18 protein-coding genes are annotated in these 17,580 nt (G+C 62.1%); 9 read left to right on the forward strand and 9 right to left on the reverse strand.

Annotation, left to right across the window (positions count from 1 at the left end; translation table 11 throughout):
* Positions 1 to 8 precede the first annotated feature (8 nt).
* The 3 genes from pstA to pstS are packed head-to-tail and all read right to left on the reverse strand — an operon-like array spanning position 9 to position 2,977.
* Complete coding sequence (pstA, locus tag FDM28_RS13930) at positions 9 to 869, reverse strand: phosphate ABC transporter permease PstA (protein WP_138516066.1); 861 nt, start codon at positions 867 to 869, stop codon at positions 9 to 11.
* On the reverse strand, positions 866 to 1,897 hold the full coding sequence (gene pstC / locus FDM28_RS13935; RefSeq protein ID WP_420853024.1) for a phosphate ABC transporter permease subunit PstC: 1,032 nt from the start codon (positions 1,895 to 1,897) through the stop codon (positions 866 to 868). Before pstC ends, pstA begins: the two co-directional genes overlap by 4 nt.
* Positions 1,898 to 1,933: 36 nt before the next feature.
* Positions 1,934 to 2,977: a phosphate ABC transporter substrate-binding protein PstS gene (pstS, locus tag FDM28_RS13940; RefSeq protein ID WP_138516070.1), complete on the reverse strand. Its 1,044-nt coding sequence runs from the start codon at positions 2,975 to 2,977 to the stop codon at positions 1,934 to 1,936.
* A gap of 195 nt (positions 2,978 to 3,172) precedes the next feature.
* Between pstS and FDM28_RS13945 the strand changes: the two genes are divergently transcribed.
* The 3 genes from FDM28_RS13945 (at position 3,173) to FDM28_RS13955 (ending at position 6,460) form a co-directional block, all read left to right on the forward strand.
* Positions 3,173 to 3,667: a fasciclin domain-containing protein gene (locus FDM28_RS13945; RefSeq protein ID WP_138516072.1), complete on the forward strand. Its 495-nt coding sequence runs from the start codon at positions 3,173 to 3,175 to the stop codon at positions 3,665 to 3,667.
* 97 nt (positions 3,668 to 3,764) lie between these two features.
* On the forward strand, positions 3,765 to 4,892 hold the full coding sequence (locus tag FDM28_RS13950; protein ID WP_138516074.1) for an ABC transporter substrate-binding protein: 1,128 nt from the start codon (positions 3,765 to 3,767) through the stop codon (positions 4,890 to 4,892).
* Between the two features lie 68 nt (positions 4,893 to 4,960).
* Complete coding sequence (locus FDM28_RS13955; RefSeq protein ID WP_138516076.1) at positions 4,961 to 6,460, forward strand: Ppx/GppA phosphatase family protein; 1,500 nt, start codon at positions 4,961 to 4,963, stop codon at positions 6,458 to 6,460.
* Here the strand turns inward: FDM28_RS13955 and FDM28_RS13960 are convergent.
* Positions 6,457 to 8,259, reverse strand: coding sequence for an EAL domain-containing protein (locus FDM28_RS13960; RefSeq protein WP_138516078.1), 1,803 nt, complete (start codon positions 8,257 to 8,259; stop codon positions 6,457 to 6,459). The genes FDM28_RS13955 and FDM28_RS13960 overlap by 4 nt on opposite strands.
* Before the next feature lie 132 nt (positions 8,260 to 8,391).
* On the opposite strand from FDM28_RS13960, the gene FDM28_RS17990 reads away from it, so the two are divergent.
* Positions 8,392 to 9,042, forward strand: a complete 651-nt coding sequence (locus tag FDM28_RS17990; RefSeq protein ID WP_170211767.1) for a hypothetical protein — start codon at positions 8,392 to 8,394, stop codon at positions 9,040 to 9,042.
* A gap of 5 nt (positions 9,043 to 9,047) precedes the next feature.
* On the opposite strand, the gene FDM28_RS13975 is transcribed toward FDM28_RS17990, so the two are convergent.
* From FDM28_RS13975 to FDM28_RS13995, 5 genes are read right to left on the reverse strand one after another with little or no spacing between them, the layout of a single operon-like run.
* Positions 9,048 to 9,509, reverse strand: coding sequence for a SixA phosphatase family protein (locus FDM28_RS13975; RefSeq protein ID WP_138516082.1), 462 nt, complete (start codon positions 9,507 to 9,509; stop codon positions 9,048 to 9,050).
* A gap of 15 nt (positions 9,510 to 9,524) precedes the next feature.
* Positions 9,525 to 11,609 carry a polyphosphate kinase 1 gene (gene ppk1, locus FDM28_RS13980; RefSeq protein WP_138516084.1) on the reverse strand — a complete coding sequence of 695 codons (2,085 nt, stop codon included), beginning with the start codon at positions 11,607 to 11,609 and terminating at the stop codon, positions 9,525 to 9,527.
* Between the two features lie 26 nt (positions 11,610 to 11,635).
* Complete coding sequence (locus FDM28_RS13985; RefSeq protein ID WP_138516086.1) at positions 11,636 to 12,727, reverse strand: glycosyltransferase family 4 protein; 1,092 nt, start codon at positions 12,725 to 12,727, stop codon at positions 11,636 to 11,638.
* A complete protein-coding gene (locus FDM28_RS13990; protein WP_138516088.1) occupies positions 12,724 to 13,599 on the reverse strand; it encodes a UDP-2,3-diacylglucosamine diphosphatase in 876 nt (291 codons plus the stop codon). Before FDM28_RS13990 ends, FDM28_RS13985 begins: the two co-directional genes overlap by 4 nt.
* Positions 13,599 to 14,348: a GNAT family N-acetyltransferase gene (locus tag FDM28_RS13995; RefSeq protein WP_240792027.1), complete on the reverse strand. Its 750-nt coding sequence runs from the start codon at positions 14,346 to 14,348 to the stop codon at positions 13,599 to 13,601. The genes FDM28_RS13990 and FDM28_RS13995 overlap by 1 nt, the downstream gene beginning before the upstream one ends.
* A 244-nt stretch (positions 14,349 to 14,592) precedes the next feature.
* Here FDM28_RS13995 and FDM28_RS14000 point away from each other — a divergent pair, with 244 nt between their 5' ends.
* The 5 genes from FDM28_RS14000 to arsH all read left to right on the forward strand — a co-directional run bounded on the left by FDM28_RS14000 (position 14,593) and on the right by arsH (position 17,565).
* The gene (locus FDM28_RS14000) at positions 14,593 to 14,922 is read left to right on the forward strand and encodes an ArsR/SmtB family transcription factor (RefSeq protein WP_138516344.1); all 330 of its coding nucleotides are present in this window, start codon (positions 14,593 to 14,595) and stop codon (positions 14,920 to 14,922) included.
* A gap of 136 nt (positions 14,923 to 15,058) precedes the next feature.
* Positions 15,059 to 15,559, forward strand: coding sequence for an arsenate reductase ArsC (locus FDM28_RS14005; RefSeq protein ID WP_138516093.1), 501 nt, complete (start codon positions 15,059 to 15,061; stop codon positions 15,557 to 15,559).
* Positions 15,556 to 16,425: an aquaporin gene (locus FDM28_RS14010; RefSeq protein ID WP_138516095.1), complete on the forward strand. Its 870-nt coding sequence runs from the start codon at positions 15,556 to 15,558 to the stop codon at positions 16,423 to 16,425. Before FDM28_RS14005 ends, FDM28_RS14010 begins: the two co-directional genes overlap by 4 nt.
* Complete coding sequence (arsC, locus tag FDM28_RS14015; RefSeq protein WP_138516096.1) at positions 16,422 to 16,841, forward strand: arsenate reductase (glutaredoxin); 420 nt, start codon at positions 16,422 to 16,424, stop codon at positions 16,839 to 16,841. Before FDM28_RS14010 ends, arsC begins: the two co-directional genes overlap by 4 nt.
* Entirely contained in the window at positions 16,819 to 17,565 is a 747-nt protein-coding gene (gene arsH / locus FDM28_RS14020) for an arsenical resistance protein ArsH (RefSeq protein ID WP_420853025.1), read from the forward strand. Before arsC ends, arsH begins: the two co-directional genes overlap by 23 nt.
* Positions 17,566 to 17,580 lie beyond the last annotated feature (15 nt).

Raw genomic sequence — 17,580 nt, forward strand, 5'->3', positions numbered from 1 at the left:
TCAGCGCATCAGGCCTTGGTGCGGGTCAATACCCGAGCCAAAATATTCAGTCCCAAAACAGCCAAAGTGATCAAGAACACACCGGCCCACGCCAGTTGCTGCCAGTTTTCGTACGGGCTCATGGCGAACTTGAAAATGGTCACAGGCAAGCTGGCCATGGGCTCGCTCAGCGATGAGGTCCAGAACTGGTTGCTCAGCGCAGTGAACAGCAAAGGCGCGGTTTCACCGGCAATGCGGGCCACCGCCAGCAGCACACCCGTAATCACACCGGCACGGGCCGACTTGAGGGTGATGCTCAAAATGACTTTCCACTTGGGTGCGCCCAAGGCATAAGCCGCTTCACGCAAACCGGCAGGCACCAGTTGCAGCATGTTTTCCGTGGTGCGGATCACCACCGGAATCACGATCAGCGACAAGGCCAAAATGCCGGCGTAGCCCGAAAACGACTTGAAGCGCGACACCACCACGGCATACACAAACAGGCCCACCACGATAGAAGGCGCCGATAGCAAAATGTCGTTCACAAAACGCACGGTGGCAGCCAACCAGCTCTTGTTGTCAAACTCCACCAGGTAGATACCGGCCATCACACCCACGGGGGTGCCTACACAGGTTGCGAGCACCACCATCAGCAGCGAACCGTAAATGGCGTTGGCCAAACCACCTGCCTCGTTGGGGGGCGGGGTCATTTCCGTCAGCGTGGCCAGCGTCATGCCGCCAATGCCCAGGCGGAAGGTTTCCCAAAGAATCCAGAACAACCACACCAGACCGAATGCCATGGCTGCCAGTGCCAGCCCGGTGGCCAGAATATTGACGCGCTTGCGCTGCGCAAAACGCGCGCTGCGAATTTGTGAAAGCGTTGCGCTCATGATTTGGCTCCCTCCGCCTTGCGCAGTTGCGCCAGCAGGAGTTTGGACAAGGAAAGAATGACAAAGGTAATAAAGAACAGCACCAAGCCGAGGTACATCAGCGAAGCCTGGTGCAAGCCCTCACCGGCTTCAGCGAACTCGTTGGCCAGCGCAGAGGTAATGCTGTTGGCCGCCTGGAACAAGCTCAAAGAATCCAGTTGGTTGAAGTTACCAATCACAAAGGTCACCGCCATGGTCTCGCCAATGGCGCGGCCCAGGCCCAGCATGATGCCGCCGATCACACCGGTCTTGGTGTAAGGCAGCACAACCTTGGAGACCACTTCCCATGTGGTGGCGCCCAGCCCGTAGGCAGACTCTTTCAACATGGGGGGCGTGACTTCAAACACATCGCGCATCACCGAAGCGATGAACGGAATGATCATGATGGCCAGAATGATGCCGGCCGACAAAATACCGATACCCACCGGCGGACCGGAGAAAAAAGCACCGATGTAAGGAATACCAGCGGTCAGCGATTGAATAGGCTGCTGCACATACGTGGCCAGCACCGGGCCGAACACCAGCAAACCCCACATGCCGTACACGATGGACGGCACAGCCGCCAGCAACTCAATCGCGGTGCCCAAGGGGCGCTTGAGCCAGGCAGGCGACAACTCGGTCAAAAACAAAGCAATGCCGAAACTCACCGGCACTGCAATCAACAAGGCAATCAGCGACGTGGCCAAGGTGCCGTAAATCATCACCAAACCACCAAACTCTTCCTGCACAGGGTCCCAGGTCGTGCTGGTCAGGAAAGACAGGCCGTATTTGCTGATGGCAGGCCAGGCACTCATGGTCAAAGTAACCAGAATGGAGACCAACAACAACAAGGTCACCAAGGCAGAGGCCTTGGCGGCGTAACCGAACAATCGGTCAGCCATGGGGCCGGAGCGGGCACGTTTCATGGGAGGTGGTTTTGTCATAGCACGGGAAGGCGGTTGAACAATCGACTGACTCGGGGAATCCCCATGAGCAAGTGTAGAAGACATGGGAATTTCCTCCGTCAGGATCAGCTCAACAGGGAATTACTTGAAAGCGACAGGCTTGCCAGCACCGTCCTTGATCTCGCCCCAGGACTTCTGGATAGCGGCCACCACAGCTGGGGGCATAGGCACGTAGTCCAGGTCCTCAGCAGCCTTGGCACCGTTGGTGTACGCCCAGTTGAAGAACTTCAGGGTCTCGGTAGCGTTAGCAGGCTTGTCTTGCTTGAGGTGCATCAAGATGAAGGTGGCGCCGCTGATAGGCCAAGCGTCTTTGCCGGGCTGGTTGGTCAGGATTTGGTAGAAAGTCTTATTCCAATCCGCACCCGCTGCTGCAGCTTTGAAGGAATCATCTTCAGGCTTCACGAAGTTGCCCGCTGCGTTTTGCATGATGGCGTAGTTCAGCTTGTTTTGCTTCACATAGGAATACTCCACATAACCCATGGAGTTGGGCAAGCGGGCCACAAACGCAGCCACGCCTTCATTGCCCTTGCCGCCGGCGCCCACTGGCCAGTTCACAGCTGTGCCCTCGCCCACTTTGGACTTCCACTCTGCATTCACCTTGCTCAGGTAGTTGGTGAAGATGAACGTAGTGCCGGAGCCGTCTGCGCGGCGCACTTGGGCGATTGCGGCATCAGGCAGATTCAGGCTGGGGTTCAGTGCCTTGATGGCGGGGTCGTTCCACTTGGCAATCTTGCCCAGGTAGATGTCGCCCAGCACCTGGCCGTTGAGCTTCAACTGGCCGGGCTCAATGCCCTTCACGTTGATCACAGGCACCACGCCGCCCAACACGGTGGGGAATTGCATTTGGCCCTTGGACTTCAGCACTTCGTCGGTCAAAGGTGCATCAGAGGCGCCAAAGTCCACCGTCTTGGAGTCGATTTGCTTGATACCACCACCAGAGCCGATGGACTGGTAGTTCACCTTCACGCCGGTGGCCTTGTTGTAGTCAGACGCCCACTTGGAGTAAATAGGTGCCGGGAAAGAGGCGCCAGCACCCGTAATTTCTTGGGCAGAAGCCAAGCCGGAACCGGCCAACAGGGCGCTGGCAGCAGTTGCCAAAGCGATTCGGTGGAATGTCAATGTCATGGGAGAGCCTTTGAAGGTAGGTTGACGAGAACTCAGACAGGTTGAACTTTAAGAACCTTTTATGACAGTTGTGTGAACCCGCAAAGCCCCCAAAACCTCGGGGGGATGGTCCGCCACCCGGGGGGATCTTATTTCTGTCACTTTTTTGTCATAAATAATTCTTACGCTTCGGCGTTTTAAGCTTTGGAGTACGCCATGTTCTGTTTCGCCCTCTCCCGCCGCGCCCTGTTGATTGCCGCCACCGCCGTTGCCGGCCTGAGCGGCTGCGCCACCGTGTCGCAACCTGCCAACGTGGCCGACACTATTGCCCGCACACCTGCACTCAGCACACTGAATGCCCTGGTCGTCAAAGCCGGCCTGAGCGACAGCCTCAAGGCCGCAGGCCCCTTCACCGTGTTCGCGCCCAGCAACGACGCCTTCAAAACCGTGCCCGCCAAAACTCTGGATGAGCTGGCCGCCAACCCCGACAAACTCAAAGCCGTGCTGACCTACCACGTGGTGAGCGGCACGCTCATGGCGGCAGATATCAAAAACAGCAACCTGAAGTCGCTCAACGGCGCCTCCCTGGCGGTCGCAAAAGCCGGCGACTTCGTCACTGTGGAAAGCGCGGCAGTCACCCAAGCCAACCTGCGCGCCACCAACGGCGTAGTCCATGTGGTGGACACCGTGCTGCTGCCACCAGCCAAATAAGTCCACCCAGCCGGTTTAAGTATCAAATGGGCTGCTAGCGCACGTAGAGTGTGCGCTAGCAGCTATTATTTTTATAGCAATTCATTCATCCAAGTCCATGACACTTCGCCGCCGCACACTGCTTACCCATTCGCTGGCCGCCGGTGCCAGCCTGTGTGCCGCACCGGCATGGGCACAAACCCCGAAAACCGGGGGCGCCGGGCCGTCTGTGGTGCAGGTGGTAGACATGTCACCCGGGCAGATTGATGTATCCAAGGACTTTCTGGTGGGCGCCCGCGCGGCCTGGCAAGACCTGAACTCCCGCGGTGGCGTGCGCAACAAGCCGGTGCGCCATGTGGTGCTGGAGGTAGACGGCAGCAGCAAAACCCTGCGCTCGGCGGTAGACACCCTCAAGGGCATGCCCGAATGCGTTGCCGCTGTAGGCAGCGTGGGCGACCGCTTGGCCAGCCAACTCGCCGCCATGCTGCGCCGCGAGCTACCGGAGCTGGCCCACGTCGCGCCCTGGCTGCACAGCCCCGGTGATGGCAGCGACAACACCTTCAGTATCTTTGCCACTCGCCAGGAGCAAATGGCCTACGCCCTGAAATCGCTCACCGTCATGGGCGTGCAAGAAATCGGCGCGGTGTACGGCAGCCCCGCAGAAGCCAGCAATTACCGCGACGACATGGAGCGTGCGGCCAACGAGCTCAAGCTCCGCATCCGCACCTACCAGCCCAGCACCACGCTGAATGCCCTGGCCAACACCCTGAACGTACAGAGCCCGCGCATCCTCATTTTTATGGGCGGCACGCCCGAGCTGGCCCAATTTGCCCAAGGCATCGAGAAGCAGGCTGCACAGCGCTACATCGTGGCCATGTCCGATGTGAACGTGGTGGCCCTGCAGCAGCTGGGTATCTCCCGTTTCACCCCGGTGATCGCCACCCAAAGCGTGCCCCCCACCAACAGCAACCTTCCCCTGGTGCGCAACTTCCGCGAGGTGCTCACCCGCCTGTACGACGAGCCGCCCTCGGCACAAAGCCTGGCGGGCTTTGTATCTGCGCGCTATTGCGCCGAAGTGCTGCAAGGGCTGGACGGCCCGCTGAACCGCGGCACCGCCTTCCAGGCGTTTGCCAAGCGCCAGACGCTGGAGCTGGGCGGCTTGCGCCTGAACCCGGACACCCGCAAGCGTACCGGTGTGTTGGTCACGCAAAGCATGTTGGGTGCAGACGGCAAAATTGTGGGTTGAGGCCAACCCCTGCGATGCGTGGGGGTACTATCGACACATTGCGAAACCATCTAAACAATTAAATCTTCATGACTAACGGAAACCGCCTCGCTGCAGTGGACCTGGGCTCCAACAGCTTCAGGCTCGAAATCGGACGGGTGGACCACGGCGAATTCCAACGCACCGAGTACCTCAAAGAGACTGTCCGCCAAGGCGGCGGGCTCGATGAAGAGCGCAACCTCACCCCCGCCGCCATGCAGGCCGGATGGGAATGCCTGGCTCGCTTTGGCGAACGGCTGGCGGGCTTCAAGCCCCATGAAGTCAAAGCCGTCGCCACGCAAACCCTGCGTGAAGCGCGCAACCGCGACGAATTTCTGGCCAAAGCCAACACGGTGCTGGGTTTCCCGATTGACGTGATCTCCGGCCGCGAAGAAGCCCGCCTCATTTACCAAGGCGTAGCGCACATGTTGCCCGCTGACACCGAGCGCCGCCTGGTGATCGATGTGGGCGGCCGCTCCACCGAACTCATCCTGGGCCAGGGCATGACGCCGGGCACCATGGAGTCCTACCGCGTAGGCAGCATTGCCTGGTCCAAGCGCTACTTTCCGGATGGCTTGTTCACCCCCAAGGCATTTGAAATTGCCGAAGTCGCAGCCAAAGCCGTGCTGGACGAAGCCTTTGACGCCTACCACCCCGACCTGTGGGACACCGCTTATGGCTCCGCAGGCACCGTAGGCGCTATTGGCGATGTGCTGGTCGCCGCCGGATGGCCTGAGGGCGTACTCACCCAGGACGGACTGGACTGGCTGCTGGACAAACTGATTGCGGCGCAAAGTGCCGACAAGGTCAAGATCGCAGGCATGCGGGAAGACCGCCGCGCCATCATAGGCGGCGGATTGAGCGTAATGCGCGCCATCTTCAGCCTGCTCGGTATCACCGAAATGCAGCAAGCCAGCGGCGGCCTGCGCCACGGGCTGATTTGCGACCTGACCGGCGGCGCCCGGGACTACGGAGACCTGCGCGCCAAAAGCGTGCAGCGCCTGGCGTCCAAATTCAGCATTGACACCACACACAGCGCCCGGGTGTCCGGCGTGGCCACCCAACTGCTCAAGCAGGTGCTGGCCGGCACCCCGGCCACAGAGTCGGAGCGCCTCTTGCGCAAGCTGGGCTGGGCAGCGGAGCTGCATGAAATCGGCAGCCACATCGCACACAGCGATTACCACAAGCACGGCGCCTACATCCTCGACAACGCGGACGCTGCCGGCTTCTCCCTGTCCGAAATGCACCGCCTGAGCCTGCTGGTCCTGGGCCACCGCGGCAAGCTGCGCAAGCTGGAGCCCGTCTTGCAGCAGGAAGACCTGGTTTTGCAACTGCTGTGTTTGCGCTTGGCGGTCATTTTGTGCCACGCACGCCGTGACCCTGACCTCAAAGGCGTGAGCCTGTCCCTGGACGCCCAGCACCCCACCACGCTGCACCTGAGCTGCCGGCCTGCGTGGGCCAACAGCTACCCGCAAAGCGCGCACCTCCTGCGTGAAGAGGGGCTTGCCTGGCAAAAAACCCCCTGGACCCTGCAGATCAGCGGAATCTAAGTCAGCACCGACTCATGCACTCCCGTCACGGAGTGCTTGGCCGCGTGCTTGGCCATGGCCGCGAGGTTGGCCACGTCTTCGGCGCGAGTGAACTGCTGACCATCCACCACCACCGCGCCGATTGAGAGCGTGGTGCACGGGAAAAAGCGGGTCACCCCGTAGCGGTCTTCCGCGGTGATGCCACCCGCCGCACGCGCAGCGTCATCAAATAGCAAAAGTGCACGCTCCGCAAACTGCGACACCAGGCGCTCGCAGCGCGCACGCCAATCTTCGCTCTGAAACAGCAGGATGAAGTCATCGCCGCCCACATGCCCAAGGAAATCACGCTGGGAATCGCATTGCTCCATGGCAATGCGCGCCAGAAGCCGGATCATCTCGTCGCCGCGCCAGTAGCCGTAGTAGTCGTTATAGGGCTTGAAATGGTTCAGGTCTGCATAGCAGGCCACAAAACGCACCTGCTTTTTCAGCAAGCGCTCAATGTGCTGGGTGATCGGAATATTGCCGGGCAAAAACGTTAGCGGATTCGCATGCCGCGCCGCTTCAATACGGGTCTCCGTCACCGAGCGAACCAGTTGGTCCCCGGTGCCCAGGCCCACATAGCGGCCATTGTCTGTGGCAATGAAACCATCGCTGAGGTAGCGCTGGTCCTGCGAGGTCAGGATACCGACCAGCTCGTCCACACTGTGCTCCCGCTCAATCAGGCGGGGCTCAAAATTTGCGTGCATCTTGCAGGGCTTGCGGCCCCACACCTCGCGGTAATACAGCTTACTGTATTCGTTCATGAACTGCACCCGGTTGATGATGCCCACGGGGCGCTCGCCGTCCAGCACCGCCACTGCGTGCAATGCAGGGTTGTCCATAAACACCTTGGCCAATTCGTCGTTGTGCGTCTCGGGGCTCACGGTCGGCGCCCGCAACAAGGACAGGCTGCGCAAGTGCCCGCCCTGCGACATACGCCCCAGCTCGGGAAACACCACCACCTGCCGCTCTGCCAGCACCCGCCGTGGCGTCTCCGCCAGAAAGTCCAGGGGGCAGCGGTCCGGCCGGCCCAGATAGAAACCCTGGCCGTACTCAATGCCCATGTCGCGCAACACCCGCAAGTCCTCAGCGGTTTCAATGCCTTCGGCCACCAAGGCAGTGCCGAAGATTGTGGCAATCTGCTGCAGCGCCTGAATGGTTTTGAGCTTGTCGCCGTGCGCACTGATATTGCGGGTGAAGTATTTGTCGATCTTCACCACTTCGGGCTTGATCTGCGACCACAAGCGCAAGCTGGAGCGGCCGTCGCCAAAATCATCCAATGCCAAGGAGAGCCCGGTGGAGCGGATTTCACCCACCACCTCTGCCAGACGATCCATGTTATCAACCCGCTCGTGCTCGGTAATCTCCAGCACCAGCTTGCGCGGGGTCACCCGGAAATCCAGCAACCACTCCATCAACCCGGTGCCCCCCTGCTTGTCATAGGCCTGGATCAACGTCTCGGCACTGATATTGACAAACAAGCGACCAGCCGCCTGATGGCGCCCCCAATACTCCAGCGCGCTGCTCACACACGCCACTTCAAAGGCATTGCTCAAGCCCTCCTCCTTGGCCGCAAGCAAGAGCTTGTCGGGCGTATGTAGGGCCGTGTCCACCGGCCCACGAATCAGGGCTTCATGGGCGTGAACCGATCCGTCCTCGAGCTTCACGATGGGCTGGAACACAGGGTAAAGAGCACGGTCTTGCAGCACGCTTTCCAGGGGTCCGTGCCCACCGGTGATCCGTGCGCCGCTCGTGACCAAACGCAATCGGCTTGATGGCATGGCGAGCTTCCAAACGACTAAGGGACTCGAATTTTCCGTCTGCACCGTGACGGATCAGTGACAAGAGAAACAGCTTCTTGAACTCGAATAACGGTATAAACTATATATACCGTTTATTTAAGGAGTGAGCCCATGACATCGACCGAACAAAAACAAGAAACCACACACGCTGCAGCGCCCGCACCCGTTGTGGCCTCTGCTGCAACCCCTGCAGCTGCGACCGCTGCACCAGCTGCCAAGCCCGCTACCAAAGTGGTAGCAAAGGCGCCTGCAAAAGCAGCACCGAAAGCAGCAGAAAAAGTAGCACCCAAGCCCGCAGCAGCCAGCAAGCCCGGCGCCAAGCCAGCGGCAAAACCAGCCGCTAAAGCACTGGCTAAGCCTGCCGCCCAAGCAACTGCTAAAGCGCCCGTGAAAGCAGCAGCAAAACCCGCAGCCAAGCCGGCCGCGAAACCCGCTGCCAAAGTAGCAGCCCCCAAGGCAGCCCCGAAAACGGCTGTTAAAGCTACCGCAAAGCCTGCTGCCAAGCCAGCGGCCCCCAAGGTGGAAAAGGCCAAAAAGCCCAAGATGGTGCGGGACAGCTTCACTATCCCCAAAAATGAATACGACGTGCTCGACAGCCTGAAGCAACGCGCCCTGCAACTCGGCAGCCCCGCCAAAAAGACCGAGCTGATTCGTGCCGGCATGAAGGCGATTGCCGCCTTGAGCGACGCTGCCTTCAAGGCCGCACTGGCCGCTGTGCCCAGCCTCAAGACCGGCCGCCCCGCCAAGGGCAAAAAGGCCTAAAAGCCTTACAGCACCTCGGGAGACTGCACGGTAACCACTACCGTCTGCGCGATACCGTCGCGCTCACGGTGGCGTAGCCACCAGAGTGCGCCCTTTTTCACGGCGCACTCGGCTTCCTGCAGACCCAGCAGGCGCGAAATCGTCTCCCCCAAGGTGGGCTGGTGGCCCACCACCACCACGCATCCTTTGGCGTGGGGCCACTGCACCAGCTGCAGCAAATCATCCACCCCGCACAAGGGTGCCAACGCGGCATGCACCTTGTATTTGCGCCCCAGCGCCACGGCCGTTTGCTCGGTACGCGTTGCCGGGCTCGACCAGATTTTGGCGCCATCGGGCAGCTGCCGGTCCAACCAAGCGCCCATGCGGGCTGCCTGCTTTTCGCCTTTGGCGGTCAGTGAACGCAGCAAGTCGTCCCCGACCAGATCCAGGTCAATCGCCTCTGCATGTCGCCACAAAATCAGGTCCATGGCTGCTTACTCCCTTTAGTTTTTTTGGGTGCGACCGTAGCGGTCCATCAGTGCTTGTTGTGCGCCGTGCGCCTCGACTCCGGGGGCCGCTTCGGTGCGGCGGTAGCTGCCGTCGGCTTGCATGTCCCAGGCGTCTACGCCGTCGTGCATATAGGCCACCAGGCACTCGTCCACCAGGCGCTGGCGCAGGGCCTCATCGGTCACAGGCCAGGCCAGCTCGACGCGACGCACCATGTTGCGGTTCATCCAATCGGCGCTAGAGAGGTACAACTCGTCCACTGCATTGCTACGGAAGTAAAACACCCGCGAGTGCTCCAAAAACCGCCCGATGACCGAGCGCACCCGGATGTTGTCGGTATAGCCCGGCACCTGCGCCGGCAAGATGCAGGCACCGCGCACGATCAGGTCGATCTTCACCCCTTGCTGGCCCGCCAGCATCAGGGCGCGCACCAGCGCCTCGTCGGTGAGCGAATTCATTTTGGCAACGATGCGCGTATCGGCCCCACCCGCCGCCTCAACGCCGAGGGCTTCGATTTTGGCGAGCAGGTTGCGGTGCAGATGAAACGGTGCCATCCACAACTTGCTCATGCGCGGCAACTTGCTCTGGCTGGCCAGGTGCACAAACACATGCTCCATGTCGGCGGTGATGGCCGCATCGGCCGTGAGGTGGCTGATGTCGGTGTACAGGCGGGCTGTCTTGGGGTTGTAGTTGCCGGTCGACAAGTGCCCGTAACGCTTGAGCGTTTTGCCCTCGCGCCGGGTGATGAGCATCATCTTGGCGTGGGTTTTGAGGCCCACCACGCCATACAGCACCTGCGCGCCGATGGACTCCAGCATCTCGGCCCAGTTGATGTTGGCCTCTTCATCAAAGCGCGCCTTGAGCTCCACCACCACCGTCACCTCTTTGCCCCGGCGCACCGCCTCACGCAGCAACTCCATCAGCTCGGAGTCGGTGCCGGTGCGGTAAATGGTTTGCTTGATGGCGAGCACCTGTGGGTCGTTCACCGCATCGCGCAAAAAAGTGAGCACGCCATCAAAGCTCTCAAAGGGCTGGTGCATCAGGATGTCGCGCTCTTTGAGTTGCTCAAAGATCGACTGCCCGGCGCGGATCTGCACCGGAAAGCTCGGGTTGTAGCGGGTGAAGCACAGGTCCGGCCGGTCCACCAAATCGATCAGCTGCGTCAGGCGCACCAGGTTCACCGGGCCATGCACCCGGAACAATGCCTTGGGCGGCAGCTCAAACTGCTTGAGCAAAAACTCAGACAAATGCTCGGAGCATCCGGCCGACACCTCCAGCCGCACCGCCTGCCCGTAGTGGCGGTGCTCCAGGCCTTCGCGCAGGGCCATGCGCAGGTTTTGCACATCGTCCTCGTCCACCGCCAGATCGGAGTGACGGGTCACACGGAACTGCGAAAACTGCCACACCTCGCGGCCGGTGAACAACTCTGCCAAGTGGGCGCGGATCACGCTGGAAAGCGATACAAACAAAGCCTTCTGCCCCGCCACTTTGGCCGGCATGCGAATCAGGCGCGGCAATACGCGCGGCACTTTGACGATGGCAATTTCGTTGTTGCGGCCAAAGGCGTCTTTGCCGGTCAAGCGCACGATGAAGTTGAGCGACTTGTTGGCCACCTGCGGAAAAGGGTGCGACGGGTCCAGTCCCACCGGTATCAGCAGCGGGCGTACTTCTTTTTCAAAATACTGTTTCACCCACGCCCGCTGGGCGGCATTGCGCTCGCCGTGCGACATGATGCGCAGGCCCTGGGCCACCAGGGCGGGCATGAGCTTTTCGTTGTACAGAGTGTATTGGCGGTCTACCAGTTGGTGCAGGGCGTCGGCCAGGCGGTCGAAGCTGGCCACGGTGTACTGGCCCTTGCGGTCGTTACCCTGAAAAGCGCTCAGGTGCGGCTCGGCGCGCACTTCAAAAAACTCGTCGAGGTTGGAGGAGACGATGCACAAATAGCGCAAGCGCTCCAGCAGCGGCACGTCTTCGCGCACCGCCCAATCCAGCACCCGCTCGTTAAAGGCCAGAAGGCTGAGGTCGCGGTCCAGCAAATCCGGATTGGCAACGGAGGAACGATCCTGAAATGAGGTCCACATGGCAGCTAGTGAGTGACTGATAAATGTCAGATTTTTGACGCACCAGATGACAGATTTGTGACGTTTGTCACGGAGACTGTACCGCGCGGCAAGCGCGCCCCCGCCTCTGCGGGCACCAGGTGACCGAGGAACATCAGCACCGCATAGGCCCAGCTGAACTGCAGGGCCCGGCTGCGGGCCTCGTGGCGCGGTACGCTGAGTGCACCGTACCACGCCTGCTGCAGATCACTGTGCGTTACCCCACCCCGGGGCGGCGTGCCGACGGCTTCCGCAGGGCCAGCCACCGGGTACGCCGCCACCGGCGTGCCGCAGGCCATGGCCTCCAGCATGACCATGCCAAAGGTATCCGTCCGGCTGGGCATGACCAGCACATCGGCTGCGGCATACACGCGGGCCAACTCGTCGCGCGGCAACACGCCCAGCCAACGCGCGGTGGGGTAGCGGTCCTTCAGGTCCTGCTCCAGCGGGCCGGCGCCGCACACCACTTTGGTGCCCGGCACATCGAGCTTGAGAAAGGCCTCGATATTTTTCTGAGCAGCCACACGCCCTACATACAAAGACACCGGGCGTGCCAACGCCCCCAGCGGCGGGTAGACCTGCAGCGTCTCCCGGTAGGCAAAGGCAGCAGCATCGACACCATGCGTCCAGCTGCGCAAACGGCGAAAGCCCTTGGCATGCAGGGTGTGCAACAGGCCATGGGTCGGCACCATCACCCCGCACGAGGCGCGGTGGAAATACCGCAGCACCGCCCAGCTCAGCCACTGGGGCACATGAAAGCGGCTGCGCAGTATCGCGGGCAGGCGGGTGTGGTAGCCGGTGGTGAAGGCCCACTGGCGTTGACGGCAATAGCTGCGCGCCGCCCAGCCCAGCGGACCCTCGGTGGCGAGGTGAATCGCATCGGGCTTGGCGGCCTGCAGAAAAGCGGCCATGGCACGGCCCGGGCACACTGCCAGGTCAATGCCGGGGTAGCCGGGGCATGGCCGGGTGGCAAACAGGCCGGGGTGGATGACTTCCACCTCATGCCCCGTGCGCCCCAGCTCACGCACCAATTGCACCAGGGTGGTGACCACCCCGTTCACCTGCGGCAACCAGGCATCGGTTACCAGCACCAGTTTCATGCGGGGGTTTCCTGCAAGGGGGCCGGCAACAACGCAGTCGCTGGCATTCCAGGGGTATCGCCCCACACCACCAGCTCCAGCTGGCCATCCATGTGCTCGACTAATGCAGTGCGGCTCTCCACCCAATCGCCATCGTTGCAGTACAGGGTGCCGTCGATAGTGCGCATCTCCGCCCGGTGGATGTGGCCGCACACCACGCCATCGTGGCCACGGTGGCGGGCTTCCTGGGCCACGGCTTTTTCAAAGTCGGTCACGTAGTTGAGCGCCATCTTCACCTTGTGCTTGAGGTAGGCCGAGAGCGACCAATAGGGCAAGCCCAGGCGCGCGCGCAGGTGGTTCAAATGGCGGTTCATCCGCAGAGTAAATTCGTAGGCGTAGTCGCCGGTGTAGGCCAGCCACTTGGCGCGCTGGATGACCGCATCGAAATAATCACCATGCGTGACCCAGAGCTTGCGGCCATCGGCAGTGGTGTGCACCGTATCGGCATGCACCTCGATGCCGCCGAACTGGTGGCCCACAAAGGCGCGGGCAAATTCGTCGTGGTTGCCGGGGATGAATACCACGCGGCAGCCCTTGCGCGCGCGGCGCAGCAGCTTTTGCACCACGTCGTTGTGCGCCTGCGGCCAAAACCAGCGGCGGCGCAGCTGCCAGCCGTCGATGATGTCGCCCACCAAATACAGGTTGTCGCTGGGGTGGTGCTTCAAAAAGTCCAGCAGGGGCTTGGCCTGGCAACCGGCGGTGCCCAGGTGGATGTCCGACACAAACACCGCACGGTAGCGGCGATGGCCGACATCGTCATCCGTGTCCGGACCTTCGGCGCCCGTGACCAAACCGGGGAAGTTGGCTCCGAGGGCGTCGAATGTGCTGCGCATTACGCCCCCAGAAAGTGCTTGCGGTAGCGGGCGGGCAAGTCCGCAATGCGCATGAGCATCGGCAAGTCCGCCGTGTTGAAGTCCGGGTCCCAGGCCGGAGCACCCAACACCTTGGCGCCCAGGCGCAAATAGCCTTTGATGAGCGCCGGGGGCTCCACGTCCAGCGTGCTGTCGAGCTGCTCAATCGGCAGCGGCAGGCGCGGGCGCACATGGAAGTCGATCGGGGCGAGGTGCGTGGCCTGCACCTGGCGCCAGATGCTGGCCGCCACATCGCCGCTAACCACACCGTTGTGCAGCATGGGAATGCTGGCGCAGCCGATCATGGAGTCCAGCTGGTTGCGCACCATGAACTCGGCCAGCGCACCCCACAGCGCCATGATGACGCCGCCATGGCGATGGTCGGGGTGCACGCAGCTGCGGCCCAGCTCCACCATGCGCGCGCGCATGCTGCGCAGGCGGGTGAGGTCGAACTCGGTATCGCTATAAAAGCTGCCCACCCGCTTGGCTTGGGCGGGGGTGAGCACCCGGTAGGTGCCGATGACCTGGCCGGTGGCCTGCTCGCGCACCAGCAGGTGCTCGCAAAAGTTGTCAAACAAGTCCACATCGTGGCCGGCCAAGGGGGTGCTCAGGCGCGCGCCCATTTCACCTGCGAACACATCAAAACGCAGGCGCTGGGCGGCGCGCACATCATCCTGGTGGCGGGCCCACTGCACTTCAATGCCATGGCTGCGCTCCGCAGCCGGTTGCATCGTGTTTGCCAAGGTTGTCGGCAGGGCCGTGCGCTGCACGGTGGGTGATGCCAGGGTGGGTGCGGAAATAGCGGCAGAAATTGTCATTGTTGTCCCCTTCTCTGAGTGCGGTAGCAATGAGCAGCAAGTGTGGGCAGGCGGGATGACCCGAACATGGCAGTCCCGTGAACTTTTCGTGACACACGCAGCACGCGGGCTATTAATTCAATATTTCAAGTATTATTGAAATATGAACTCCACCCTGATCGACGAAACCCAAGCCCTGCAAGCCCTCACCGCGCTGGCCCAGGCCCAACGGCTGCGCATCTTCAAGGCGCTGGTGGTGGCCGGGCAAGACGGGCTGACCCCCGGCGTGCTGGCCGAGCGCCTAGGCGCGGCGCCTAGCGCGCTGTCTTTCCACCTCAAAGAACTGGCCCATGCCGGCCTGGCGAGCAGCGAGCAGCGCGGGCGCAACCTGATTTACCGCGCCGACTTCAGCCGCATGAACGGCGTGCTGGCCTACCTCACCGAGCACTGCTGCCAAGGTGCCGCCTGCGAAGCCACCAACGCCCCCGGCGTGTGCACCACCTGCTGAGGCAGGGAGCCCTCATGTACCGGAGCACCGCAGTTTTCAGGCACAAAAAAGCCTCTAGCGTTCATCGCGCCTACGGAAGCAGCTCCTGAATTCATAGCAACTATTCGTCTTGTTTTTCACTATCAAGGAAACCACCATGTCCACAGCGACCCTCAACGTGCTCTTTTTGTGCACCCACAACTCGGCCCGCAGCATCCTGGCCGAAGCCACGCTCAACCACATCGGCGGCGGCCGCTTCCAAGGCTTTTCGGCCGGCAGCAGCCCGCGCGAAAACCAGCAGCCCAACCCCATAGGCCTGCAAACCCTGCGCAACGCCGGCATCAGCACCGAGGGCCTGCGCAGCAAAAGCTGGGATGAGTTCGCCCTGCCCGACGCGCCACACATGGACCTGATCATCACCGTGTGCGACAACGCCGCCGGTGAGGTCTGCCCCTTCTGGCCCGGCAAACCCGCCACTGCGCACTGGGGCTACGCCGACCCGTCTGCCGGCGATGGCAGCGACGAACAAAAAGCAGAAGCCTTCAAACACACTCTGCACGCCATCCGCCGCCGCCTGGACCTGCTGGTCAACCTCCCCGCCGACAAGCTGGAAGCCATGACCCTCCAACAAACCGCGAAAGATCTGGCGAAAGCATGAGCGAACCCACGAAGTTGACAACGAGTGCCGGCATCAGCGTGAGCGCCAGCCCGGAAGCCCGGGCGGCAGCGCGTTCTGCGCAGGTCAAGGAGGAGCCCGCGCAGCGGGCGGAGGACACGGAGCAGAACGCGCTGCCGCCCGGGCGCAGCGCACCAAAGGCAGCCCCGCAGCACTCACTCGGACAACAACTGCTAGCCGAGTTCGCAGGCACCGCCGCCCTGCTCTGCGCCGTCATAGGCTCCGGCATCATGGCCCAGCGCATCAGCGGCGGCAATGACGGCGTAGCGCTCTTGGCCAACACCCTGGCCACCGTGTTCGCGCTCTACGTGCTGATCGAAAGCCTGAGCCCCATCAGCGGCGCCCACTTCAACCCGCTGGTCACCCTGGTAATGTGGTCCAAAGGGCAGCTAGCGCCCGAGAATAGTGCGCGAGTAGCTACGCTTTTCATAGCAGCCCAACTCTCCGGCGCCGTAACGGGTGCAGCGCTGGCTAACGCCATGTTCGAGCTGCCGCTGCTGCACCTGAGCCACCACCTGCGCGGCGGCTGGGATGCTGCGGGCCAGTTCACCGGCTGGGGCCAGTGGGTGGCTGAAGCCGTGGCCACCGGCGGGCTGCTGTTCACCATCCTGCGGGCGCCTGAGGGCAAGGCCCCGGCGCTGGTGGCCTGCTACATCGGCGCGGCCTACTGGTTCACCGCCAGCACCTCGTTTGCCAACCCTGCCGCCGTCATGGGCCGCATGTTCAGCGACACCTTTGCCGGCATCGCCCCGGCCAGCGCGCCCGGCTTTGTGCTGGCGCAAACCGTGGGCGCTACGCTCGGCGTAGCCTTGGCACAAGCACTTTCCCCCAAGAAGACTTCTGTATGACCATCACCATCTTTCACAACCCCGCCTGCGGCACCTCGCGCAATACCCTGGCCATGATCCGCAACAGCGGCGTGGAGCCCACGGTCGTTGAATACCTCAAGACGCCACCCACCAAGGCCCGCCTGCAAGAGCTGCTGGCTGCCATGGGCACCGGCCCCCGCCCCCTGCTGCGCGAAAAAGGCACACCCTATGCCGAACTGGACTTGGCGAACGAGAAGTGGGCCGACGACGAGCTGCTGGACTTCATGTTGGCCCACCCCATCCTGATCAACCGCCCCGTGGTGGAGACGCCCCTGGGCACCCGCCTGTGCCGCCCGTCAGAGTTGGTGCTGGACATCCTGCCCCACGCACAGCAAGCCGCGTTCACCAAAGAAGACGGCGAAGCGGTGGTGAATGACAAGGGCCAACGTGTCTGATTGCATGTCTGATTTGCAGAGCACCCTGCCCCAGCTGGAGGGTGCCCACTTCCGCCTGCCGGATGCCGCCGCGCTGCGCCCGGCACCCTCCACCCACGCACCGCGCATTGCGCTGCTCTACGGTTCGCTGCGGCCCCGGTCCTTCAGCCGGCTGCTGACCGAAGAAGCGGCCCGCCTGCTGCAAGCCATGGGCGCCGAGACCCGCATCTTCAACCCCAGCGGCCTGCCCCTGCCCGACGACGCGCCCGACACCCACCCCAAGGTGCAAGAGCTGCGCGAACTGACGCAGTGGAGTGAAGGCATGGTCTGGACATCGCCCGAGCGGCACGGCGCCATGACCGGCATCATGAAAGCCCAGATCGACTGGATACCGCTCAACAGCGGCGCGGTGCGCCCCACCCAAGGCAAGACGCTGGCGGTCATGCAGGTCAGCGGCGGCTCGCAAAGCTTCAACGCCGTCAACCAGATGCGCGTCTTGGGCCGCTGGATGCGCATGCTCACCATCCCCAACCAAAGTTCGGTGGCCAAGGCTTTCATGGAGTTCGGCGACGACGACCGCATGAAGCCCTCCGCCTACTTTGACCGCGTGGTCGATGTGATGGAGGAGCTGATGAAGTTCACCCTGCTGACCCGCGACGCTTCGCCCTACCTCGTGGACCGCTACAGCGAACGCAAAGAGAGCGCGGAGCAACTGATGCAGCGGGTGAATCAGCGTAGCCTGTAGCCATTCGCCACCGAC

Source organism: Rhodoferax bucti (assembly GCF_005876985.1).
Taxonomy (GTDB): Bacteria; Pseudomonadota; Gammaproteobacteria; order Burkholderiales; family Burkholderiaceae_C; genus Allorhodoferax; species Allorhodoferax bucti.

Excerpts from the sequence above, each read along its gene's own strand:
- pstA (WP_138516066.1), bottom strand. The coding sequence starts at position 869 with ATGAGCGCAACGCTTTCACAAATTCGCAGCGCGCGTTTTGCGCAGCGC.
- pstC (WP_420853024.1), bottom strand. The coding sequence starts at position 1,897 with ATGTCTTCTACACTTGCTCATGGGGATTCCCCGAGTCAGTCGATTGTT.
- pstS (WP_138516070.1), bottom strand. The coding sequence starts at position 2,977 with ATGACATTGACATTCCACCGAATCGCTTTGGCAACTGCTGCCAGCGCC.
- FDM28_RS13945 (WP_138516072.1), top strand. The coding sequence starts at position 3,173 with ATGTTCTGTTTCGCCCTCTCCCGCCGCGCCCTGTTGATTGCCGCCACC.
- FDM28_RS13950 (WP_138516074.1), top strand. The coding sequence starts at position 3,765 with ATGACACTTCGCCGCCGCACACTGCTTACCCATTCGCTGGCCGCCGGT.
- FDM28_RS13955 (WP_138516076.1), top strand. The coding sequence starts at position 4,961 with ATGACTAACGGAAACCGCCTCGCTGCAGTGGACCTGGGCTCCAACAGC.
- FDM28_RS13960 (WP_138516078.1), bottom strand. The coding sequence starts at position 8,259 with ATGCCATCAAGCCGATTGCGTTTGGTCACGAGCGGCGCACGGATCACC.
- FDM28_RS17990 (WP_170211767.1), top strand. The coding sequence starts at position 8,392 with ATGACATCGACCGAACAAAAACAAGAAACCACACACGCTGCAGCGCCC.
- FDM28_RS13975 (WP_138516082.1), bottom strand. The coding sequence starts at position 9,509 with ATGGACCTGATTTTGTGGCGACATGCAGAGGCGATTGACCTGGATCTG.
- ppk1 (WP_138516084.1), bottom strand. The coding sequence starts at position 11,609 with ATGTGGACCTCATTTCAGGATCGTTCCTCCGTTGCCAATCCGGATTTG.
- FDM28_RS13985 (WP_138516086.1), bottom strand. The coding sequence starts at position 12,727 with ATGAAACTGGTGCTGGTAACCGATGCCTGGTTGCCGCAGGTGAACGGG.
- FDM28_RS13990 (WP_138516088.1), bottom strand. The coding sequence starts at position 13,599 with ATGCGCAGCACATTCGACGCCCTCGGAGCCAACTTCCCCGGTTTGGTC.
- FDM28_RS13995 (WP_240792027.1), bottom strand. The coding sequence starts at position 14,348 with ATGCAACCGGCTGCGGAGCGCAGCCATGGCATTGAAGTGCAGTGGGCC.
- FDM28_RS14005 (WP_138516093.1), top strand. The coding sequence starts at position 15,059 with ATGTCCACAGCGACCCTCAACGTGCTCTTTTTGTGCACCCACAACTCG.
- FDM28_RS14010 (WP_138516095.1), top strand. The coding sequence starts at position 15,556 with ATGAGCGAACCCACGAAGTTGACAACGAGTGCCGGCATCAGCGTGAGC.
- arsC (WP_138516096.1), top strand. The coding sequence starts at position 16,422 with ATGACCATCACCATCTTTCACAACCCCGCCTGCGGCACCTCGCGCAAT.
- arsH (WP_420853025.1), top strand. The coding sequence starts at position 16,819 with ATGACAAGGGCCAACGTGTCTGATTGCATGTCTGATTTGCAGAGCACC.